Below are 19,009 nucleotides of genomic sequence, written 5' to 3' on the forward strand. Positions count from 1 at the left end.
AGTGAGTGCAGGCGAACCATGCAGACGGCCCCACGTGAAGCCGACTGCCCCGCCACCCACTATCCGGTGAACTGAATCACAGCCGCTAGATGGGCTTGATCGACACCAACTCGAAATAGCGGAACTTCTTCTTTTTGGCCTCGGCCTTGGCCTCCTGCTCAGCGATGAAGGTGCTCAGGGTATTGGCATCATAGGTCAGCACCTCGACGTCACCGCCAAACTGCCTGGTCGCGCGCAGCGTGACTCGCAGTTTGGGGGAGAGTGCTTTCGCAACAGGTCGAGGCTTGGGGGTTGGTGCCGGAGGGGGGACGAACGCTGGTTCAGGTTCTGGCGCGGGTACAGGATCGGTACTCGGGCTGGAGGGACCAAACAGCGCTAGCCGCATTTCCTCCTCGCTCAGTTCATTACTCATTATGGGCGTCTCATCACTTTTTACTTAGGAAGCTAAGGGACTTTATCAGTTTTGGCCGCGGGATGCTGTGATCGGTGTAATTCGGCATGGGGCCAATGGACAGCAGCCGTGTCGCCAGTTTGCAGTGTGGTCCGTGGACAGCCCAGTGATTTTCTGAAGGCCCAGGGACTGGCATTCAGGATGGCCTACAACTTCGCTGGACCTCTGAAGGCCTTGCAATGACGTGCCTATTTCAAGGTGACCCATGAGGCCTGGCCTGAAAATCCAGACCGTTTCGCAACTCATCCGCACCTTATCATTCCAGGACCGAACAGCCAGCGCCTTTTTCTTAGTTGCTCGCCAAACCTTTATTCAACTCAGACACGAGATTGCCAAACATTTTAGTCAACTATCAAACTGCTTATAGCCAACAGCAATAACCCAAATAACAAATACTGATATCACATAGCCACCTCACCATTAGCTTGCTATTCATGACTGCCGAAAAATCACTGAATATCGCTCATTTCACGGTGGAGCCGCCCTCTCACAAAAATCATACAACCCGCTGTAATTATTAAACAAAATACAATAACCCCCACTCTCCAGCGACTGTAGCGTCGCGTCCAGGCCGCTTATCCGAACGCTGTCAGCCAGCGCGACTTGCAAAAAAACCACAACCGTCTAAGTTCATGACTATCTCTACAAACGTAATCAACCGCGCATAAAACCAGCCATCCAGGCAGGAGAGCTATTCCTCTAAAACAAATAAAACGCTGCTTCTAATTACGGAAACGGAACTCTGTCATACCAATCAAGAGGGATGCTTGATGAAGCGCAGCCGTGGGTATCGTGCATTCTCGCTTAGAGGACCAGCTGAACAGTTTTGGCTGTCATTAGTCTGTTTCTCAGTCCTGATGATCGCCAGTTTCCTGTTGTTCGAACAACAGATCCTGGACTTCCTGATTCATCTCAGCCTGTACCTGCCTTCCACGCCGACCCAGAAACTCAACCTCGCATTGCTACTGATCGCCCTGCTGGCGCTGCTGGTAACCCTCCTCGCCAGCAGGGTGCTGCCCGGACTGTTTGTCTTCAAGACCTTGCGCAGACACGGGGCGGAGCAACCGCTGCACGGGCGCTTCGAGGTCAGTTACGACTATCCGGTGGTGTTCACCGATCACCTGTTCGATCCGCTGAATCCTTGCCTGCACCGTCAGCTCACTACCCAACAAAGAACTCCAGTGACCGTACTGGTATTCGCCGATGAACAAATGTTGCAAAGCGCCCCACAACTGTTGGAACAGATCGATGCCTACTTTGCCGCCCATGCTACGGATCTGCATTTGCAGGCTTCGCCCATTGCGGTCCCGGCCGGCGAACTGAGCAAGGATCCACAGGTGCTGCAGCAGCTGTACGCCGACATGCTGAACCATGGATTGGACCGGCATTGCTATGTGCTGGCGCTGGGCGGTGGTGCGGTGCTGGATGCGGTGGGCTACGCCTGCGCAACCTTCCATCGCGGCATCCGCCTGATCCGTATTCCGAGTACGGTACTGGCACAGAACGATGCCGGTATTGGTGTAAAAAACGGCATCAATGCTTTTGGCCAAAAGAACCTGCTGGGAGCCTTCTACCCCGCCACCGCGGTGATCAACGACTTCCAACTGCTGACCAGCCTGACCCGCCGCGACCAGATTGCCGGGCTGGCCGAGGCGGTCAAGGTGGCGCTGATCAAGGACAGGGCGTTTTTCCAATGGATGGAGCAAGAAGCCGACGCCCTGGCCAGCTTCGACCACCTCGCCAGCCGCTATGCCATTCGCCGCTGCGCCGAACTGCACCTGGAGCACATCACCGGTGCCGGTGACCCATTCGAACGCGGTAACGGACGGCCACTGGATTACGGACACTGGGCCGCACACAAACTGGAAAATCTCAGTCGCCACAGACTGCGCCATGGCGAAGCCGTGGCGGTGGGCATGGCCCTGGATGGACTCTATGCCAACGCCAAGGGCCTGTTGAGCAATGCCGACACAGACCGCGTGCTTCGCCTGCTGCTCAAGCTCGGTTTCTGCCTGTGCCCGCCGGAACTGATGTTGAAAGATGCACGGGGGCGCTCACAGGTCATGCTCGGATTGGAGGAGTTCCGCCAGCACCTGGGCGGACCGCTCTCTATCCCCATGCTCAACCGGATCGGTGAATCGGTGGATCTGCATGAAATAGATACCACCCTGATGGAGCAGGCACTGCTGCGGCTGTCGAGCCACTTCGATCCGATGCCCGGTTTGAGTGAGGGCTGCGCGCCATGAGTCACACATCGCCAAACCTGAAGACCTGGATGACGCTGGGCCGGGTGTCAAACCTGCCCACGGTGTGGACCAACACCCTGGCCGCCGCCCTGCTGTCCAGCAGCGCCGGGGCCCTGGCTCCGCCGTCGGCGCTGATGTGGATCCTGCTGCTGGCGGCGCTGTCGGCGCTATACCTGGCCGGCATGTTGTTGAACGACCTGTTGGACGCCGACTGGGACCGGCAGCACCACAACCCCCGCCCCATCACCCTCGGGCTGGTCAGCCGCCTGCAGGTGGGCAGGGCCACGGCGCTGTTACTGATGCTGGCCGCCGCCTCGGTGCTCGGCCTGAGTCGGCTGATCGACCAGCCGCACTGGCTTCTGCTCAGCGCGACCCTGCTGCTGAGTTGCATCTTCGGCTACAACCTGCTGCACAAGAAATACGCCCACAGCGTCTGGCTGATGGGGGCCTGCCGCTCGACCCTCTACCTCACCGCGGCAGCCAGCCTGGCGGTGCCACCGGAGCCGATCTGGCTGTGCGCGATCTTGCTGGGCGTCTACATCAGCGGCCTGACCTACCTGGCCCGGCAGGAGCATCGCAACCAGTTGCTCAGCCGCCTCCCGCTGATCCTCATGCTGAGCCCGCTGGCCCTGGCGGTCTATGCCCAGAGCTACTGGTTCTGGCCGGTGCTGCTGCTCTGGCTCGGCTGGCTGGGCTGGCACTACTGGCGACACCTGGCCAACCCGCAGCAACGGCAGGTCCGTGCCTTTATCGGTGCTGGCCTGGCGGCCCTGCCGCTGTTCGATGCCCTGGTTCTGGCCGTGGCCAACCAACCACTGGGCAGCCTGTTATGCGTCCTGGTGTTTTTCCTGCTTCCACACTTCCAGCGCTGGGTCAAACCGACATGAACATGGACGTCACGGCACAACTATCGGCAGCCCTCGTCATGAGGCACGAGCGCCTCGCGGAACAACGCCTGGCCTTCACCCGACAGCTCGATCACACCGAGCAGCAGTGGTGGCATCTGGCACAAGAGCGGCTGGCCCAACACCCGGATGCCAACACTTCGGTTCTGTTGAGCAGCCAGTGCAAGCGCAACCTCAAGGAGCATGCACCGTTCAGCAGTGCCGGCTGGAGCAAGATCCAGCTGGCGCGGGCACTGCTGCTGGCTCAGGTATTGGAGCAACAACCCGATGCCGGGCAACTGCCGTTGCTACGCCAGCTGTTTCTATGGGGCGACGACCAGGAAAAGATCGCCACCTTGAAAGCCCTGGACTGGCTCGATAGCCATGGCCGCTGCGTCGAACTGGCGTTGCAGGCCGGGCGCACCAGCAACAGCCAGGTGTTTGCCGCCCTCGCCCTGGACACCCTCTACCCGGTACGTCACTACAGCGAACGGGCGTTCCACCAGCTAGTGCTGAAAGCATTGGGTATGGGGCTCGACATACGGCGCCTGGTCGGTCTGACACAACGCCACGGCGTCATCCTCAACCAGCTGGCACTGGACCTGCTCGACGAACAGCTGGCTGCCGAACGGACGGTGTCCGCCGGGTTGCCCCAAGTGATTGCCTTCGAACTGCTCAGCCCGACGCAACACCAGCGTCTGGTCGACCTGAGCCAGCAGCAACGCTTGCCACCTGAATGGCGCGATCACCTGCCCACATACACCAGCCACTCAGCGAACTGATGCCCGACGACTCTCCCCTCCCCTTGACGAGGAATCACCATGCTCAAGTACTTCGACCCGCATATTCATATGGTCAGCCGCACCACCGATGACTACCAGAACATGGCGGCCGCCGGCATTACCGGGGTTATCGAGCCGGCCTTCTGGCAAGGCCAGGCCAGGACCAGTGTCGGCAGTTTCATCGACTACTTCGACACCCTGCTGGGCTGGGAGCGCTTTCGCGCCAGCATGTTCGGCATCCATCACTTCTGCACCATCGGCCTCAACCCCAAGGAGGCCAATGACTTGTCAGTGGCCAATGAGGTGCTGGAGATTCTGCCGCGCTATCTGCTGAAAGACGGCGTCGTGGCAGTCGGCGAAATCGGCTACGACGACATCACTCCCGAGGAGGATCGCTTCCTCGCCGCTCAGTTGGAGCTGGCCAGGCAATTCAATTTGCCGGTGCTGGTACACACCCCGCACCGCGACAAGATCGGCGGCACCAAGCGCACCCTGGCGGTGATTCGCGAAGTGGGGATTGCCGAGCATCTGGTGATCATCGACCACCTCAATGAACTGACGCTGCCCTTGGTGCTGGACAGCGACTGCTGGCGTGGCCACTCCATCTACCCCAACACCAAGATGTCGGAACAGCGCATGGTCGCTCTGCTGAAGGAGTACGGCACCGAAAAAATGGTGGTCAACAGCGCCGCCGACTGGGGCATCAGCGACCCGCTCAAAGTGCCGAAAACCGGCCAGGCGATGCTGGCAGCCGGCTTCAGCGAAGCACAGGTCGAACAGGTGCTCTTCCACAACCCGGTGGACTTCTTCGCCCAGAGCGGGCAATTGGACAAGACACTGGTCAGCACCCCGCTGCCCATCGATCAGCGTCGGCAATGGCAGGAAAACTCGGCCCTGCGCGGTCAGGAACCGGTGGTCAAATGAGCCAGGTCAGGGAATGGACGCCCAACCAGATCGGCTATTGCAGCAACGTGCACCCCACCCCCGAATTGGCCGGATTGTGCGCCTCGATCGAGGCGCATTTCCAGGGTGTGCGTCAGTTACGCGGGCTCAACGAGCAGGACAGCGGGTTGTGGATCAGCGCCAAGGCAGCAGCGCAATTGCAGCAGGTGACGGCACGCCAGGCGTTCCTTGAGTGCTTGCAACGCAGTGGCTTGCGCCTGACCTCGCTCAACGGTTTTCCCTACGGCCAGTTCCACGGGGGCGCCGTCAAAGCCGAGGTCTATCGCCCTCACTGGGCCGATCCGCAACGCCTGGAATACAGCCTGCAACTGGCGCAACTGCTGGCGGCCGCACTGCCGCCGGACTGTGCCCAGGGGGTAATTTCCAGCGTACCGTTGGGCTACGCCGCGCATTGGAGTGCGGCGCTGCAGCACGGCGCTGAGCGGCAGTTGCGCCAACTGACCCGGTCCCTGGCCAGGCTGCACCAGGAAACCGGCAAGAAAATCGTGCTCTGCCTGGAGATGGAACCGGACTGCGTGCTGGAAAACACCGATCAGGCCATCGCCTTTTTCCAGTACTGGCAAGCCGTCGACCCGCACCATGAGCATCTGGCGCTGTGCTTCGATGTCTGCCACCAGGCCGTGATGTTCGAAGACTGCTATCAGTCACTGGACAGACTGCGTCAGGCGCGGGTGCCCGTCGGCAAGATCCAGCTGTCCAACGCCTTGATTTGTCGCCTGCCCCCTCATGACGACAACCGGCGCGAACATGTCCTCAAGACCTTGAGCGACTTTGCCGAAACCACCTACCTGCATCAAGTGAAAGCTCGCGATGCGCAGAGCCGGTTAGTGGCCTGGGCGGACCTCCCCGCCGCCCTCGACGATTGCGCAAAGCACCCGGGGCAATACCCCGAACTGAGGATTCATTTCCACATTCCGCTGTTCAGCGAACATTTGCTGCTGCCCGAACTCAGCGGCAGTCAGATCGCCCTGGCGCAGACCTTCGACTTTCTGGCGGACCATGGGGATTTTCGCCCCGTGCTGGAAGTGGAAACCTACAGTTGGGGCGTCCTGCCCGCCCAACTGCGGCCCACTACCGAGCACGCCCAACTCCAGGGAATCGCCGCAGAACTGCACTGGGTCGAAGACCAACTGCGGCAGAGGCAATTGTTACCCTCCTTAGTGCCGGAGGCGTACGCCGATGCCCTCTGATCACTCGCGCCAACCGCTGTTTCTGATCAACGTGGTCGGGCTGACGCCGGCTCTGTTGGGCGCGGCGACGCCCCACATCAATGCCCTGTTGAAAACGGCAAAAATGGCCAGCCTGCAACCGGTGTTCCCGGCCGTCACGTCTACGGTCCAGGCCTCGATCCTCACCGGCCTGGCACCGTCGGAGCACGGCATCGTGGGCAATGGCTGGTATTTTCGCGATCAGGCCGAAGTGCGTTTCTGGCTGCAACCCAACGCACTGATCCAGGGTGAAAAAGTCTGGCAGGCACTCAAGCGCCAGCTCCCCGGCTTTCGCTGTAGCCAGTTGTTCTGGTGGTACAACATGTATGCCGACGTGGATGCCGCCATCACCCCACGCCCTCACTATCCGGCCGATGGCCGCAAAATGTTCGGCCTGTATTCGGCACCGGCGTCGTTGCACGAGCGTATCGAACAGCAGATTGGCACGTTCCCCTTTCCGAGCTTCTGGGGTCCGGCGGCCGGTATCGCCTCGAGCCGCTGGATCGTCGACTGCGCCATCGCCGAGTTCCAGCTCGATCGACCCGACCTGCAGTTGATCTACCTGCCCCATCTCGACTACAGCCTGCAGCGCCTGGGGCCCGATCATCCGTCGATTGCCGACGAGGTGCGGGCCATCGACAGTGAGGTCGGGCGTCTGCTGGCCTTTGCCCAGGAACAAGGCGCGGCAGTGATGCTGCTGTCCGAATACGGTATCGAGCCGGTGCAGCAATCGATCTCCCTCAATCGCCTGTTGCGCTCCGAAGGGCTGCTGCAGGTACGCCAGTCACTGTCCTGGGAGCTGCTCGACTGCGGTGCCAGTGCGGCCTTTGCCGTTGCCGATCATCAGATCGCGCACATCTACGTGAAGCAGGTGCAAGACATACCCCGCGTCAAGGCACTGTTGCAGCGTCAGCCCGGTATCGAGCAGGTGCTGGATAAAGCCGAACAACGGGCCTGGCAACTGGATCATCCACGTAGCGGCGAGCTGGTGACCGTGGCCGCAGCGGGTTACTGGTTCGACTACTACTACTGGTTTGACGATCGCAAGGCCCCTGACTTTGCCCGCACCGTGGACATCCATCGCAAGCCCGGCTACGACCCGCTGGAGCTGTTCATCGATCCGGCCATTCGTTTCCCCAAATTGAAAGTGGCGCGCCGCCTGCTGCAGAAAAAACTCGGCTTTCGCTACTACATGGACCTGATCCCGCTGGACACCGGACTGGTCCGCGGCAGTCATGGCCGCCTGCCTGCGAGTCAGCGGACCGGCCCGCTGCTCATCACCAATTGTGATCTGCCGTTGCCGCAGCACCTTGCGGCCACGGCGGTGAAACAACTGCTCCTGGAGCATTTCCTGGGGCACCCACACAGCGACCAGGCCAATGCCAAGGAGCTTCCATGCGGCGAGCCATTTCTATAACCGTTCTCAGTGCACTGGCCGGATTGGCTCAGGCAGAGAACACCAACACCTTCGACTGCAGCCACTTCCTGCAGTTTGGAGGAGATATCAACAAAACCCGCCAGGTGTTTGTGCAGAGTCCCGAAACCCTGGCCTGGAACTGGTTTGTCTGCCTGAACCAGCCCGCTGCCAGCGGGAGCCCCAACCGAGAGTGGGAAACCATGAAACCCTCCGACCAGGTCTACCTGGTCAATGGCGCCAAGCCCGCGCCTTACGCTACCTCCGTGCCGCCCCCGGACGCGGTGCTTGCGCAAGCCAAGACGCTGGGGTTGGACCCCTCCCGAACCTTCCATAACCTCAATGCCACACAACAGGTGGATGGCATGATCCTGGAGATGGGCGGCGCAGTGCCCCCGGCGGAAAAAGGCAAGCCCGTACGCTTTCAACTGCTGATGGGCGAAGGCACATTCGATTACATCGTGCAGCACCAGGTCTACAACATGAACGGCCAGGCCGCCCTGACCAGCAACCTGGAGTTCCCCTCCCTCGCCTGGGAATTAAAAGCCGCCTGGCTGTGGGTCGGTGCTGACACGGGCTACAAACAGGCACTGGAAAAAGACGGGTACTACATCGCCCAGGCTTATTACCTGCAAGACGGCCAATACCAGGTCGGCTACGCGGCACTGAGCGGCTTGCACGTCATCAACAAGCTCAATCCCGACTGGGTCTGGACCACCTTCGAAAACCGCAACAACAGCAAGTACACCGTGACCAACGCCATCCCGCCCACCCCGATGACCAACACCACCGGGCCGACAACCGCGGCCAAGCCGGTCAATAACCAGTTCCAGGCCCAATATGCCGGGTTGTCGCAGTACGAACTGATCGGGGTCCAGTCCAAGACTGACCCGACGCTGCTGGCCAACTCCCAGTTGGAGTCAGCCTTCCAGAGCCAGTCGTCGTGCTTTGCCTGCCATGACACGGCTGCGTACTCGGCTAAAAAGGGCTATTTCAATTTCGCCATGAAAGAACAGGGCGGCATCGTCTACCCCACCGCCCCCCCGCCGGACTCGGCCTTTGTCGGTTACAACAAACTGGACTTTGTCTGGTCGCTCAAACGCGCCCAGTGGCAACGCTAAGGAGCATGACATGAGCGTATTGAATTTCCCTCGCATCTACCTCAACGGCCATATGTTCTGGAACCCGCCGACGGCCAACAACAACGATGTGCTGCCGCTCTACGACGCCGTCAAGATGCAGATGAACTGGCAATTTCTCGCCACATACGGGATCAACCCGGAGAACGCCGCCAGCACCTTGATGCCCTGGACCATCGCGCCTTTGCCGATAAGCGAAGTACCGGGCTATGCCCTGCAAGTACCGGGCAATGCCAATCCGAAAAGTTACCCGATGATCCCTGCCGAATGGGACCTGTTCGGCGACAACGCCTGCGGCACTGTCGACTACGAGCCGATTCGCTCCGTGATCATTGGTGGAGAACTTCCAGGCGGCGGCTACGTCGACCTGGATCCGCTGATCGACAAGCGCTACCAACTGCTTGGCAACCCGTTGGGCAGCAACAATTTACCCCCCGCCCGCTTCGTTGACGTCAGCCCCTGGCAGAACACCTTCACGGCGCTGTACTTCGACAAGCTGGTATTGGGGGACGCTCAGTGCGGCCTGACCCTCAATCGCCAACACCGGATGCTCGACCGCTTCCTGAATTTCAATTGGGGGGCGTTGGGGGGCCTGATCTATGTCACCACCACCTGGCAGACCTGCTTTCCCAAAGAGAACCTGCAATGGGTGATCGGCAACTCGCAACTGCTCAAGGACCTCCAGGAGCAGATGGCGCTACAAAACGCCAAGGGCCTGATGTTCCGGTTTTCCACCTACCTGACCTGCTACGACAGAAACGGTATTTTCAACAACTACCCTCCCATCAACACCCACTCCACCGCCCCCGAGATGCAGGCCAAGGTGCAAGATATGTATCAAAAAGGCCTGGATAATGTTGCCGATATTTTCTTCAATCCGGCCTACAGTCGTACCGCCGGGACCCTGGGCCTGTGGTTCGAGGATGAGTTCCCCACCGCACCGGCGGGTCGACGCCTGGTCCCTGCCGGTGCCATCAATCCTTACAAGACCACACCTGGCGACACCCCCCTTCCTCCGGGAGCAGAAATACAACTGGGGGTGATCTCGACTCAGCTTCAGCCTCACGGCGATACCTTGTCGCTGGATCTCTCGACCACCTTCCCGTTTTATCCGCTCGACAAGGATGCCGCTATTCCAGTGGCGGAAAAATTCCAGGCCGGCAATTACGTGCTAGGGATAAACGACGCAGGCCAATTCAGCCCCCTGGCCAGCTTTGGCTTCGAAGACTATCGGCAGGCGGCCTTCGACAAACGCTCGGGCATCCTCGACTTGCCGCTGCGCCCCGGGGCCAGGGCAAAGCTGCAAAGCGGATCGCTGGAACTGCAACTGCAAGGCGACACCCCGACACAAGCGGCCACCCAACAGATGTGGACCGCCGAAGTGGTGGAAAGCGCCAGCTTCATCGATGTGGGCGACAGCCGGACACTGCAGATCATGGTGCAATACGATGGTCAGCCGGCCCCGGCCGACACCGTGCTCTGGGTGGCGGAATACGACAACGCCTTCATGCTGAGTACCAGCAACTACTACCTGGCGTTCAACAACAAAACCGACTTCACATTGTTCTACGACTATCCGTTGAACCGCACGAACAACAACGCCAATCTGCCGCAATTTGTCGACACTCCCAAAGCCCCCAGCCAGGCCAGCGTGGGCAGTGGCCGCCGGCTCATGGCGCTACACACCCAGGCCCCATCCGATGTACCGATCCCTGTCACCTATCAACAATATCTGTCGACGCCCGCCTCGGTCGCCTTGAGCCCCTGCCTGAGCTTCAACAACCCCGTCCCCATGGAAGGCACACTGGAGGATCTGCAACACGGTACCGTGAACTATTGCCTGACGCAGATTCGCACCGACGCCAACGGCATCGCCCGGCTGACCGTCAAAGGCCAGGCTCCGGGGTTCCCGACTCTGCGCTTCTTCGTGCAGGAAGGTGAGCAGCCGCCCGAGATTCCTTTCAGCTTCAGCTACACGGACGCCTACACCGACTTCCTCGCGCCTTTGCGGGTACTGCCGCTGGAGCCGGCACTGCAGGAGGACTTCGTCAACGAATGGAACCAGATCTACACGAAAACCGAGGCCCGGGTCCTGATCTGGGATAGCTTCATCTACCCACGCATCCTGCAACCCTTCTATTACCTGTACCCCATCATGAGCAAATACATGCCACTCAATTCCCTGGAACGGATCGAGGGCGCCATCGATCAGCTCATCGTGCTGATCAGCAAGGAGTATCAGGAAGAAAGCACCCTGGCGATGCCGATTACCCGAGACATGTCACAAAGCCGTCGTGCCGTGCTCGAACTCTGGGCGCAGTCCCTGGTGAAACGCAATTACCCACCCGTACCGCTGAGCATGAGTGACTACACGTCAGACTGAAACCACAACGCTTCAAGCAGGACCGCCGGGTGACGAACCTGTCACCCGGCACTTCACAGGAGTGCGATATGAAAGCCTGCATCTTGAGCCGACTGTTACTGCTGAGCCTGCTGCTCAGCCCAGCCCTTTTCGCCCAGGACGACAGTGGCGCCGTCTACTTCACCATGGGGGTGCACAACACCCTGGGGTGCAATGAGCAGAACGGCAACTGCATCGCCAAACGCGCACCGGGGGAGCCTTCCGATCCGTTCTTTCCGGCATTCTGGATCAGCAACTGGACCCTGTACCGGGTGATGCACAACTACGAAAAAAATCCGCCGCCCTACAGCAACCCACCTGCGACCCTCACCCCGGCGGACTACACAGTCTCCCAGGGGACCAGCTACTACGACACCACCTATATTCCACCGGATGGCGACGGCTTCGGCGCCATGATGGAGCACTACGAGAAGTACTGCCTGCCGATCTTCCCGATCAAGAACAACCATTACAGCTGCTCCTTCGTGTCCCTTGGCAACAAGGCCTACTTCCTGACGTACCCGCAGGACCGTCCAAAGGACATGCCGGCCTGCTGCATGTTTTCACCGATGAACCATCCGCCACGGCAAAGCTTTATCGAGCACCTGCCCTACAGCGCCGAGCGCAGCAAAAACCTCGATGCCAGTGTGCAGGCCTACGCCCTGGACCTCGAATCACCACAAGGTCCGATCCTGTTCGGCTATGCCTTTTACAAAGAACCGTCGGGACAACCGCCCTACCGGCATCCCCAATCGTTCTTTTTCTCCGGTGACACCAGCGTTGCCAATGCACCCATCGTCAGCCAGAACTACACCGACTTCCGTATCGCCAAACCGGACCCGGCCCAAACCTGGGCACAGGTAGCCGCCATGTGCCCAACCAATCCGCCGCCCTGCCAATTGTTCGAGCCACCGGCGTCACAGAGCAACGGCCAAAAGGCGCAGTGGAACAAACTCATGCAGCGCAAACCCTGAACAATGACGAAGGATCGCCATGAAAACCACACTCTGTCTTTCAGTGATGCTGCTGGGACTGGCCAGTCTGCCGGCACTGGCCCGGGAACAGGCCAGGCCGTCGACGCCGGCCACCCACCTGAATTGTCAGCCGCCCAACAGCGCGCCGGCGGCCACGGCCAGCCAGGACCTGTTCGATCAATACAGTTGGCAGATGTTCATCGCCTTGAACTGGCCCGCCCAGGACGGCCAACGGGGTGATCCCGACTGCGGCAAACAGCCTGGGGATCCCGGCTATACCGTCTGGCAGACCTACAAGACCGTAGAGGAGATCTTTCTGCCGCAAGGAGCCAACCCAGGTCCCTGGAATACGCCGCAGGCCGCCAAAAGCCTGGGCATCATCAATATCGCCGCGCTGAAGAACAGCACCCAGGTGAATGCTATCGACCAGGCCGTCGGCGGCTGGCTGATCGACCAGGCCGGTAACCCGACCTACTACGACATCTCGGCCAACGAGATCTCCTACAACTACATCGTCGCCAACCGGTTCTATAACGCGGATGTCGTGTCCAAAGCCAATAACATCAACTTCCCCTATGGGGTCATCGAGGTCAAATCGAGCTGGCGCATCCTCACGGCCGCCGACAACGCCAGCCACTACCTGACCCTGCTCGCACGCGTGGCCAAGTTCGACGACCAGGGCCAGCGCATCGGTGTCACCGAGGCGTACCTGGGCCTGGTGGGCCTGCACCTCATCACCAAGGCGAACGGTTATCCGCAGTGGATCTGGTCGACGTTCGAGCAGGTCGACAACGTTCCGCCAAAGGTACCGGTGAACGGCCAGCCGACATCCGACACGGCCTATTCCTACTTCAATCCCAGCGCCCCTGCCGCCGCCCTCAACCAGTCCCCCTGCGACTGGCAGACCCAGGGCGCGCATCTGGTCTGCGTACCCAAACCCGGCACCACGTTCCAGACCCCTGACCCGCTGAGCCGGGTCACCCCGATTGCCGAGATCACCAACGGCGTCAACACCCAATACCGCACCGATCCGGGGCTGCAAAAAAGCGTGTTGAAGTACTACCAGCTCATCACCACCCAGCGCCCGCTGATACCAGACAACCCCGGCAATCCACTGGGCCAGCCGACACCGGCGCTCTCGGCCAACGTGACCATGGAGAGCTACATCCAGCCCAACAGCAGTTGCATGAATTGCCACTCCATGGCGACACCGGTCAAGAGCCCCTACAAGTCTGACTTCTCCTACCTGTTCAAATTCGCCAATGCCCCCGTCGCCACCCCCACCAAGGACAAGGAATAGATCATGAGCATCCTGAACGGACCACGACTGAATTTCTGGGGCGGCATCCGCACCGACGTCAGCTTGCCGAACAACTCACCCACCATCCCCTACGATGGCAATCCAGACTGGAAGCTCTTCGACCTGACCACCTCGACCCTGGCACCGGGCGCCCAGTCTTACAGCGACGATCAGTTGAACAACATGATCAACGCCCCGACTGGCAAAAAATACACCGCCGGCGGCTGGAATCACTATGGGCAACATGTCGTCGACATGCAGAGCGCCCTGATCAGCTCCCAGGGTCATCCGGGCAGCATCAGTACCAGCGGCGATCAGGTGGGCCAGCCTGTCTACCTGCTGGGTTCCGTGGATCCGGTGACCAGACAGGGCCCTTTTTCCGGCCCGATGATGGTGGACCTGGACCCCACCGCCATCAACACCACCCAGATATTCGTCGGCGGTCTGCAGATTGGTGGTAATGACAACATCCAACTGCTGATCCGTGCCGACACGGTCTGTAGCAGCCTGGATGTCAAAAAGCGCGTGCTCGAACCGCCAGACATGGATGCACCGGGTTCTTTCCGTCTAAGTGGCACCTTTCAACTGACGTTTCCCCTGAGCAGCATCGCCAGTTGGAACCGGAACAGCCCCGGCCTGCAGTCGATCATTCAGGCACCGGGGGCAACGGGGATCGTCCTGCGCTTTGTCATGTTCGAAATGTGTCCCACGATGACCACCGACCAACTGAACGCCGATTATGCCGCCGGCAGAGACACCCCCAATCCGAGCATCGGCCGGGTCATCGGCACACTGGCACCGGCCTTCGCGGATGAGCCATTGAACTGCCTGCCGGGCCGGCAGTTGGTCAACCAAAGCACTAAAAGCACCGGCTACGCCAACCTGGGCGACAGCGGCATCCTGAGCATCGACATGGTGAACGTCATCCCGAAACAAACCTTCCGGGCCATCAGGGACGACATCACCAGCCCCATCGGGCCCAACGCAAATTACGGCCCCGTCACCCTTACTGCGGGCACGACCACCCTGACCACCCTCGACCCGACCAGCAGCCCATTGTTCGACTACTACGTGTACGGAGGCATCGTCGACCTGCCACTGGATGCCAGCCAGCAGCAAGCGGTGCAGACCGCTCCCCTGGCCATCAACGCACCCGACATGGTCGCCGCCACCAGGCTGCAGGCAACCGAATCGACCTATCGGGTCTATGCCGATCAGCGCAACGTTTATCTGGAAGACTACCCTGACGGCCTGTCGGTCACCCTGCAGATCAGGTACCTGGGTGGTCCGGTCCCCAGCGCCACCGAAATCGACCTGCAGGCAAGCGTTCCCGGGCTATACGATCAGCCGCAAAACTGGGACTTCCTCGAGTTCCCGGCCTCGCTGACCGTAAACACCGGCCAGCTCGCCGTCAGCTTCCCGGTCACCCTCAAACCCGGCAGTGCCGCCCAGGCGGGTTTTGTCGCCCTGACCTACACAGTCAACAGCCCTGCAAGCGCCAGCTATTTCACCAGCTTTCGCAAATACGCACAGACCGACTTCGGCATCCCCGCGGGGACCACCATCACCTGGCCGCTGATGTATCCGAACGTCCTGCGTTTTCACTATCTGGCCTTCCCCGCCATGTCTCGTTACATCCCGTTGAACCAGCCCGACGCAATCATGGCCGCGAAGAATCCCATCCTCGCCCGAACCTCGGATGCCTACAAAGGCACCACGCTGTTCATGCCCGTCGTGCGCTCGATGTCTCCCTGCCAGCGGGCACTGCTCAGGGCCTATCTCACCGGTGAACCGTGGCAACCGCCGCAGTAGCCGTCCCCCCTTTTTATCTATGGAGAGAGCCCCTATGTCCATTCCCCTGCATATCCCGGCGCACCCCAGCGAAACCCTGTGCCCGAGCACAATCATCGCCGAAGGCCTGCTGAACCCTCGCGGCCTCTGTGTGCAAGCCGATGGCAGCCTGCTGCTGGCCGAAGCCGGCTCGGGCCTGCCGGACCAGCCCTTCAGCGGCCGCATCAGTCGACTGCGAGCAGACCCCCACAACCCCGGCGCCTATCTGCCCCGTGAAATACTGGCCCATGGTTTTCGCGCCATGAACATGCAGGCCCGCATGCTGCGCGATGAAATCATGGGGCTGTCGGACATTGCCTGCGGTGAGGGGCGCTGCCTGGTCAGCCAGACCGATTATGTCGAGGGTTCCAAACTGCTGGACCTGCAATTCAGCCCGCCCGAGCCGGTGTTTCACAGCCGTGGCAATCTGAATGCGCTGTGCTACCACCCGACCCGTCGCAGCTGGCTGGCGGTCAAACCCGATACCAATCAATTGGTGGAGTTCAGCACCGGCCAGGACGAACGCGTGCTGGCCCAATTACCTGGACTGGATCAGGGCCAGGAAGCCGTTCCCGTGACCCTGGTGTACGAGCCGGCGACAGACGCCGTGCTGATCAGCCTGTTCTCTGGAGAGCTACACAGCGACCCGACCCGCAAAGGCATCGACTTTGCCGACAAGGCCGGCCTTGTGATTCGGGTCTGGCCGGCCAGCGGACAAATCGAGATCCTGATCCGCGGCCTGCAACTGCCCACCGGGCTGGCGCTTTGTCCGAAGGGCAACGTGCTGGTCCTGGAGCTCTGCGACCGCCTACAGCAACCCTTGCCGCCAGACTGGAACGGCGAACCACTGCATGGCGGTTTTACCCGGTTCACGGGGCGACTGCTGAGTTGCAACCTGCAAACGTCCGAAGTCGCCGTGCTCGCTCGCGGCCTGGATACCCCTTCCAACCTGTGCCTGTTGCAAGAGGCGGTGCTGGTGAGCGAAGGCATGGGATTGACGGGCCGGCCGCTGCCCCTGGCAGACAACAACGTTGTCCCGTTGAGCGGCAGACTCCGTCGGGTACAACTCTGAAAAGCAGGTGCCTCGTTTATTGTCCCGGGTCCCGCAGACAGAAACTGGCGAAGCCCGGGCAAGCCCGCAACTCGACCATCACGTTGATGGCCGACACCCTCTGCGCACTGGCGAAATGTTCGTTCATCTGCACATTCGCGCTTCGGTCACAACGGCCGCCGCAGCCTCTGGACTGATTGGCGGACTCAAACCCATCCCCCATCCACGATAAAGTTCTGCGCGGAACACATCGCCGACACATCCGACGCCAAGAACAACGCCATATTGGCGATATGCTCAGGCTCGACACTGCCCGGCAGGCACTGGCTGCGGGCGATCAGTTCCCTGGCCGCGTCATCCACCCACATCGTCAGTTGTTTTTCGGTCATCACCCAGCCCGGCACGAGGGTATTCACACGGATGCGACTGGGCCCCAGTTCACGGGCCAGGGCTCGGGTCATGCCATGGGCGGCAGCCTTGCTGGCGGCGTACACCGGGTATCCACTGGAAGCCATCATCCAGCCCACGGAGCCCAGGTTGATAATCGAACCGCTCCCGATTTCCTTCATCATCGGTACCACGGCCTTGGCGGCAAAAAAGGCGTGCTTGAGGTTGACGGAGATCAGCCTGTCGAAGGTGTTCGAATCAACTTCATCCAGGGTGTGGCGAACGTCATTGGCGGCATTGTTCACCAGCACATTGATCGGCCCCAGGGTCTGGGCGAAACGGCCTATGGCGGCTTTGTAGGCGATCTCGTCGGTGATATCGCAATGACCGAACTCGACGCTGTGACCCTCGGCACGCAACAGCGCCTCCAGGCGTTCGCCCTGAGCTTGTGCCCGGTCGACGAAAGCGACGTTGGCACCCTGGCGCGCAAAGGCACGGACCATGGATTCACCAATGCCCGAAGCGCCGCCGGAAATCAGCACGGTTTTATCTTGCAGATCCGGGTATGACGCTGGGCGGCCAGATGGGTGTTGGGTATTCATGTGACGGTCACTCCGCTCTTATTTAGTCTTATTTTATATTGCAAATATCGAGGCATTGTCTATAAATAAACCGTCTTTTCCGCTTTAAAAAGACAATAGTCTAACTATTTAATCAAAAACAATAAAAGGTAGCTCAGTCATGCGGCAATCCAGACACCTGCTTTCCGGCATCGGCCTCTCGCTGGTGATGACCAGCCTCTGTGCCCAGGCGGACGGCCTCTCCAGCGAACATAAACCCTTCGGCAAAACCAACGACGGCACCGCCGTCGAGCAATACGTGTTGCGCAACAGCCATGGCGTGCAAGCCACGGTCATCACCTACGGCGGCGTGCTGCAGTCATTGAAGGTGCCGGACAAGCACGGCAAGTTCGACGACGTGGTGTTGGGCTTTGACACTGTCCAGGGCTATCAGGGCGGCACGGCGTTCTTCGGCGCCACCATCGGCCGCTTTGGCAATCGCCTGGCGGGCGGCACCTTCGAATTGGACGGCAAGCGCTACCAGGTGCCGCTCAACGACGGCCCGAACTCGCTGCATGGCGGCGCCCAAGGCTTCGACAAACACGTGTGGAAAGCCAGGCCCGTCAAGAACAAGGATTCGGTCGGTGTCACCCTGACCTACCTGTCCAAAGACGGTGAAATGGGCTTTCCCGGCAACCTGACCACCGAGGTCACTTACAGTCTCAACGACAAGAACGAGCTGCACATCGACTACAAAGCCAGCACCGACAAACCCACGGTGCTGAACCTCACCAACCACAGCTACTTCAACCTTGCCGGTGCCGGTAACGGCGATGTGCTCAAACAGCTCGCCACCCTGCACGCCAGCCACTACACGCCGGTCAACAGCACCTTGATTCCCACCGGCGAACTGGCACCTGTCGCGGGCACGCCCATGGACTTCCTGAAACCCACCGCCATTGGCGAACACATCAAGGACGATCACGCCCAGCTCAAATTCGCCGAACCGAAACAGGGTGGCTTCGACTTCAACTGGGTACTGGACACCCAGGGTGACGTCGGCAAACTGGCCGCCGACGTTCGCGACCCGGCGTCCGGACGCCGTTTGCAGCTCTACACCAGCGAGCCCGGTGTGCAGTTCTACACCAGCAATTTCCTCGATGGTTCGGTCAAGGGCAAGGCGGGCAAGACCTACAACCATTGGGGTGCGTTTACCCTGGAAACCCAGCACTTTCCCGATGCGCCCAACCAGCCGAACTTCGCTTCAGCACGCTTGGACCCGGGTCAGACTTATACCCAGAAGACGGTGCTGAAGTTCTCCGCCGACTGAGCCTGAACCTGAACCTGTACCTGGACCTGTAGGAGCTGTCGAGCTTCAGCGAGGCTGCGAAAGTGGTGGGTCAGCCAAATCCATGTTGA

Annotated in this window: 15 protein-coding genes; 13 read left to right on the forward strand and 2 right to left on the reverse strand. The window is 60.2% G+C overall.

The features are described from left to right. Positions 1–85: 85 nt before the first annotated feature. The gene (locus tag M5C56_RS03900) at positions 86–412 is read right to left on the reverse strand and encodes a hypothetical protein (protein WP_103494888.1); all 327 of its coding nucleotides are present in this window, start codon (positions 410–412) and stop codon (positions 86–88) included. Between the two features lie 809 nt (positions 413–1,221). On the opposite strand from M5C56_RS03900, the gene M5C56_RS03905 reads away from it, so the two are divergent. The 12 genes from M5C56_RS03905 (at position 1,222) to M5C56_RS03960 (ending at position 16,664) form a co-directional block, all read left to right on the forward strand. Then, entirely contained in the window at positions 1,222–2,697 is a 1,476-nt protein-coding gene (locus tag M5C56_RS03905) for a 3-dehydroquinate synthase (RefSeq protein ID WP_103494889.1), read from the forward strand. Continuing rightward, positions 2,694–3,584: a UbiA family prenyltransferase gene (locus M5C56_RS03910; protein WP_103494890.1), complete on the forward strand. Its 891-nt coding sequence runs from the start codon at positions 2,694–2,696 to the stop codon at positions 3,582–3,584. Before M5C56_RS03905 ends, M5C56_RS03910 begins: the two co-directional genes overlap by 4 nt. Continuing rightward, positions 3,581–4,363, forward strand: coding sequence for an EboA domain-containing protein (locus M5C56_RS03915; RefSeq protein WP_103494891.1), 783 nt, complete (start codon positions 3,581–3,583; stop codon positions 4,361–4,363). Before M5C56_RS03910 ends, M5C56_RS03915 begins: the two co-directional genes overlap by 4 nt. A 39-nt stretch (positions 4,364–4,402) precedes the next feature. Further along, on the forward strand, positions 4,403–5,287 hold the full coding sequence (locus M5C56_RS03920) for a TatD family hydrolase (protein WP_103494892.1): 885 nt from the start codon (positions 4,403–4,405) through the stop codon (positions 5,285–5,287). Further along, complete coding sequence (eboE, locus tag M5C56_RS03925) at positions 5,284–6,516, forward strand: metabolite traffic protein EboE (RefSeq protein ID WP_103494893.1); 1,233 nt, start codon at positions 5,284–5,286, stop codon at positions 6,514–6,516. Before M5C56_RS03920 ends, eboE begins: the two co-directional genes overlap by 4 nt. After that, positions 6,506–7,951, forward strand: coding sequence for a nucleotide pyrophosphatase/phosphodiesterase family protein (locus M5C56_RS03930; RefSeq protein ID WP_103494894.1), 1,446 nt, complete (start codon positions 6,506–6,508; stop codon positions 7,949–7,951). The genes eboE and M5C56_RS03930 overlap by 11 nt, the downstream gene beginning before the upstream one ends. Next, positions 7,930–9,069, forward strand: a complete 1,140-nt coding sequence (locus M5C56_RS03935; RefSeq protein ID WP_103494895.1) for a hypothetical protein — start codon at positions 7,930–7,932, stop codon at positions 9,067–9,069. Before M5C56_RS03930 ends, M5C56_RS03935 begins: the two co-directional genes overlap by 22 nt. Positions 9,070–9,079: 10 nt before the next feature. Then, positions 9,080–11,470 carry a hypothetical protein gene (locus M5C56_RS03940; RefSeq protein WP_103494896.1) on the forward strand — a complete coding sequence of 797 codons (2,391 nt, stop codon included), beginning with the start codon at positions 9,080–9,082 and terminating at the stop codon, positions 11,468–11,470. 68 nt (positions 11,471–11,538) lie between these two features. Beyond that, positions 11,539–12,462 carry a hypothetical protein gene (locus tag M5C56_RS03945; protein WP_103494897.1) on the forward strand — a complete coding sequence of 308 codons (924 nt, stop codon included), beginning with the start codon at positions 11,539–11,541 and terminating at the stop codon, positions 12,460–12,462. Between the two features lie 19 nt (positions 12,463–12,481). Then, positions 12,482–13,762 (forward strand): hypothetical protein, encoded by a 1,281-nt coding sequence (locus tag M5C56_RS03950; RefSeq protein WP_103494898.1) that lies wholly within the window; start codon positions 12,482–12,484, stop codon positions 13,760–13,762. A gap of 3 nt (positions 13,763–13,765) precedes the next feature. After that, positions 13,766–15,574, forward strand: coding sequence for a hypothetical protein (locus tag M5C56_RS03955; RefSeq protein ID WP_103494899.1), 1,809 nt, complete (start codon positions 13,766–13,768; stop codon positions 15,572–15,574). Positions 15,575–15,608: 34 nt separating this feature from the next. Continuing rightward, positions 15,609–16,664 carry a hypothetical protein gene (locus M5C56_RS03960; RefSeq protein WP_103494900.1) on the forward strand — a complete coding sequence of 352 codons (1,056 nt, stop codon included), beginning with the start codon at positions 15,609–15,611 and terminating at the stop codon, positions 16,662–16,664. Between the two features lie 185 nt (positions 16,665–16,849). Here M5C56_RS03960 and M5C56_RS03965 read toward each other — a convergent pair whose 3' ends face one another. Further along, the gene (locus tag M5C56_RS03965) at positions 16,850–17,632 is read right to left on the reverse strand and encodes an SDR family oxidoreductase (protein WP_103494901.1); all 783 of its coding nucleotides are present in this window, start codon (positions 17,630–17,632) and stop codon (positions 16,850–16,852) included. Between the two features lie 139 nt (positions 17,633–17,771). On the opposite strand from M5C56_RS03965, the gene M5C56_RS03970 reads away from it, so the two are divergent. After that, positions 17,772–18,920 carry an aldose epimerase family protein gene (locus M5C56_RS03970; protein ID WP_103494902.1) on the forward strand — a complete coding sequence of 383 codons (1,149 nt, stop codon included), beginning with the start codon at positions 17,772–17,774 and terminating at the stop codon, positions 18,918–18,920. The last annotated feature ends 89 nt before the right edge of the window (positions 18,921–19,009 follow it).

This window comes from Pseudomonas sp. MWU13-2862 (assembly GCF_023242495.1).
GTDB classification, from domain to species: Bacteria; Pseudomonadota; Gammaproteobacteria; order Pseudomonadales; family Pseudomonadaceae; genus Aquipseudomonas; species Aquipseudomonas gingeri_D.

Coding starts and splice junctions, on each gene's coding strand:
- M5C56_RS03900 (WP_103494888.1), bottom strand. CDS start 412: ATGAGTAATGAACTGAGCGAGGAGGAAATGCGGCTAGCGCTGTTTGGT.
- M5C56_RS03905 (WP_103494889.1), top strand. CDS start 1,222: ATGAAGCGCAGCCGTGGGTATCGTGCATTCTCGCTTAGAGGACCAGCT.
- M5C56_RS03910 (WP_103494890.1), top strand. CDS start 2,694: ATGAGTCACACATCGCCAAACCTGAAGACCTGGATGACGCTGGGCCGG.
- M5C56_RS03915 (WP_103494891.1), top strand. CDS start 3,581: ATGAACATGGACGTCACGGCACAACTATCGGCAGCCCTCGTCATGAGG.
- M5C56_RS03920 (WP_103494892.1), top strand. CDS start 4,403: ATGCTCAAGTACTTCGACCCGCATATTCATATGGTCAGCCGCACCACC.
- eboE (WP_103494893.1), top strand. CDS start 5,284: ATGAGCCAGGTCAGGGAATGGACGCCCAACCAGATCGGCTATTGCAGC.
- M5C56_RS03930 (WP_103494894.1), top strand. CDS start 6,506: ATGCCCTCTGATCACTCGCGCCAACCGCTGTTTCTGATCAACGTGGTC.
- M5C56_RS03935 (WP_103494895.1), top strand. CDS start 7,930: ATGCGGCGAGCCATTTCTATAACCGTTCTCAGTGCACTGGCCGGATTG.
- M5C56_RS03940 (WP_103494896.1), top strand. CDS start 9,080: ATGAGCGTATTGAATTTCCCTCGCATCTACCTCAACGGCCATATGTTC.
- M5C56_RS03945 (WP_103494897.1), top strand. CDS start 11,539: ATGAAAGCCTGCATCTTGAGCCGACTGTTACTGCTGAGCCTGCTGCTC.
- M5C56_RS03950 (WP_103494898.1), top strand. CDS start 12,482: ATGAAAACCACACTCTGTCTTTCAGTGATGCTGCTGGGACTGGCCAGT.
- M5C56_RS03955 (WP_103494899.1), top strand. CDS start 13,766: ATGAGCATCCTGAACGGACCACGACTGAATTTCTGGGGCGGCATCCGC.
- M5C56_RS03960 (WP_103494900.1), top strand. CDS start 15,609: ATGTCCATTCCCCTGCATATCCCGGCGCACCCCAGCGAAACCCTGTGC.
- M5C56_RS03965 (WP_103494901.1), bottom strand. CDS start 17,632: ATGAATACCCAACACCCATCTGGCCGCCCAGCGTCATACCCGGATCTG.
- M5C56_RS03970 (WP_103494902.1), top strand. CDS start 17,772: ATGCGGCAATCCAGACACCTGCTTTCCGGCATCGGCCTCTCGCTGGTG.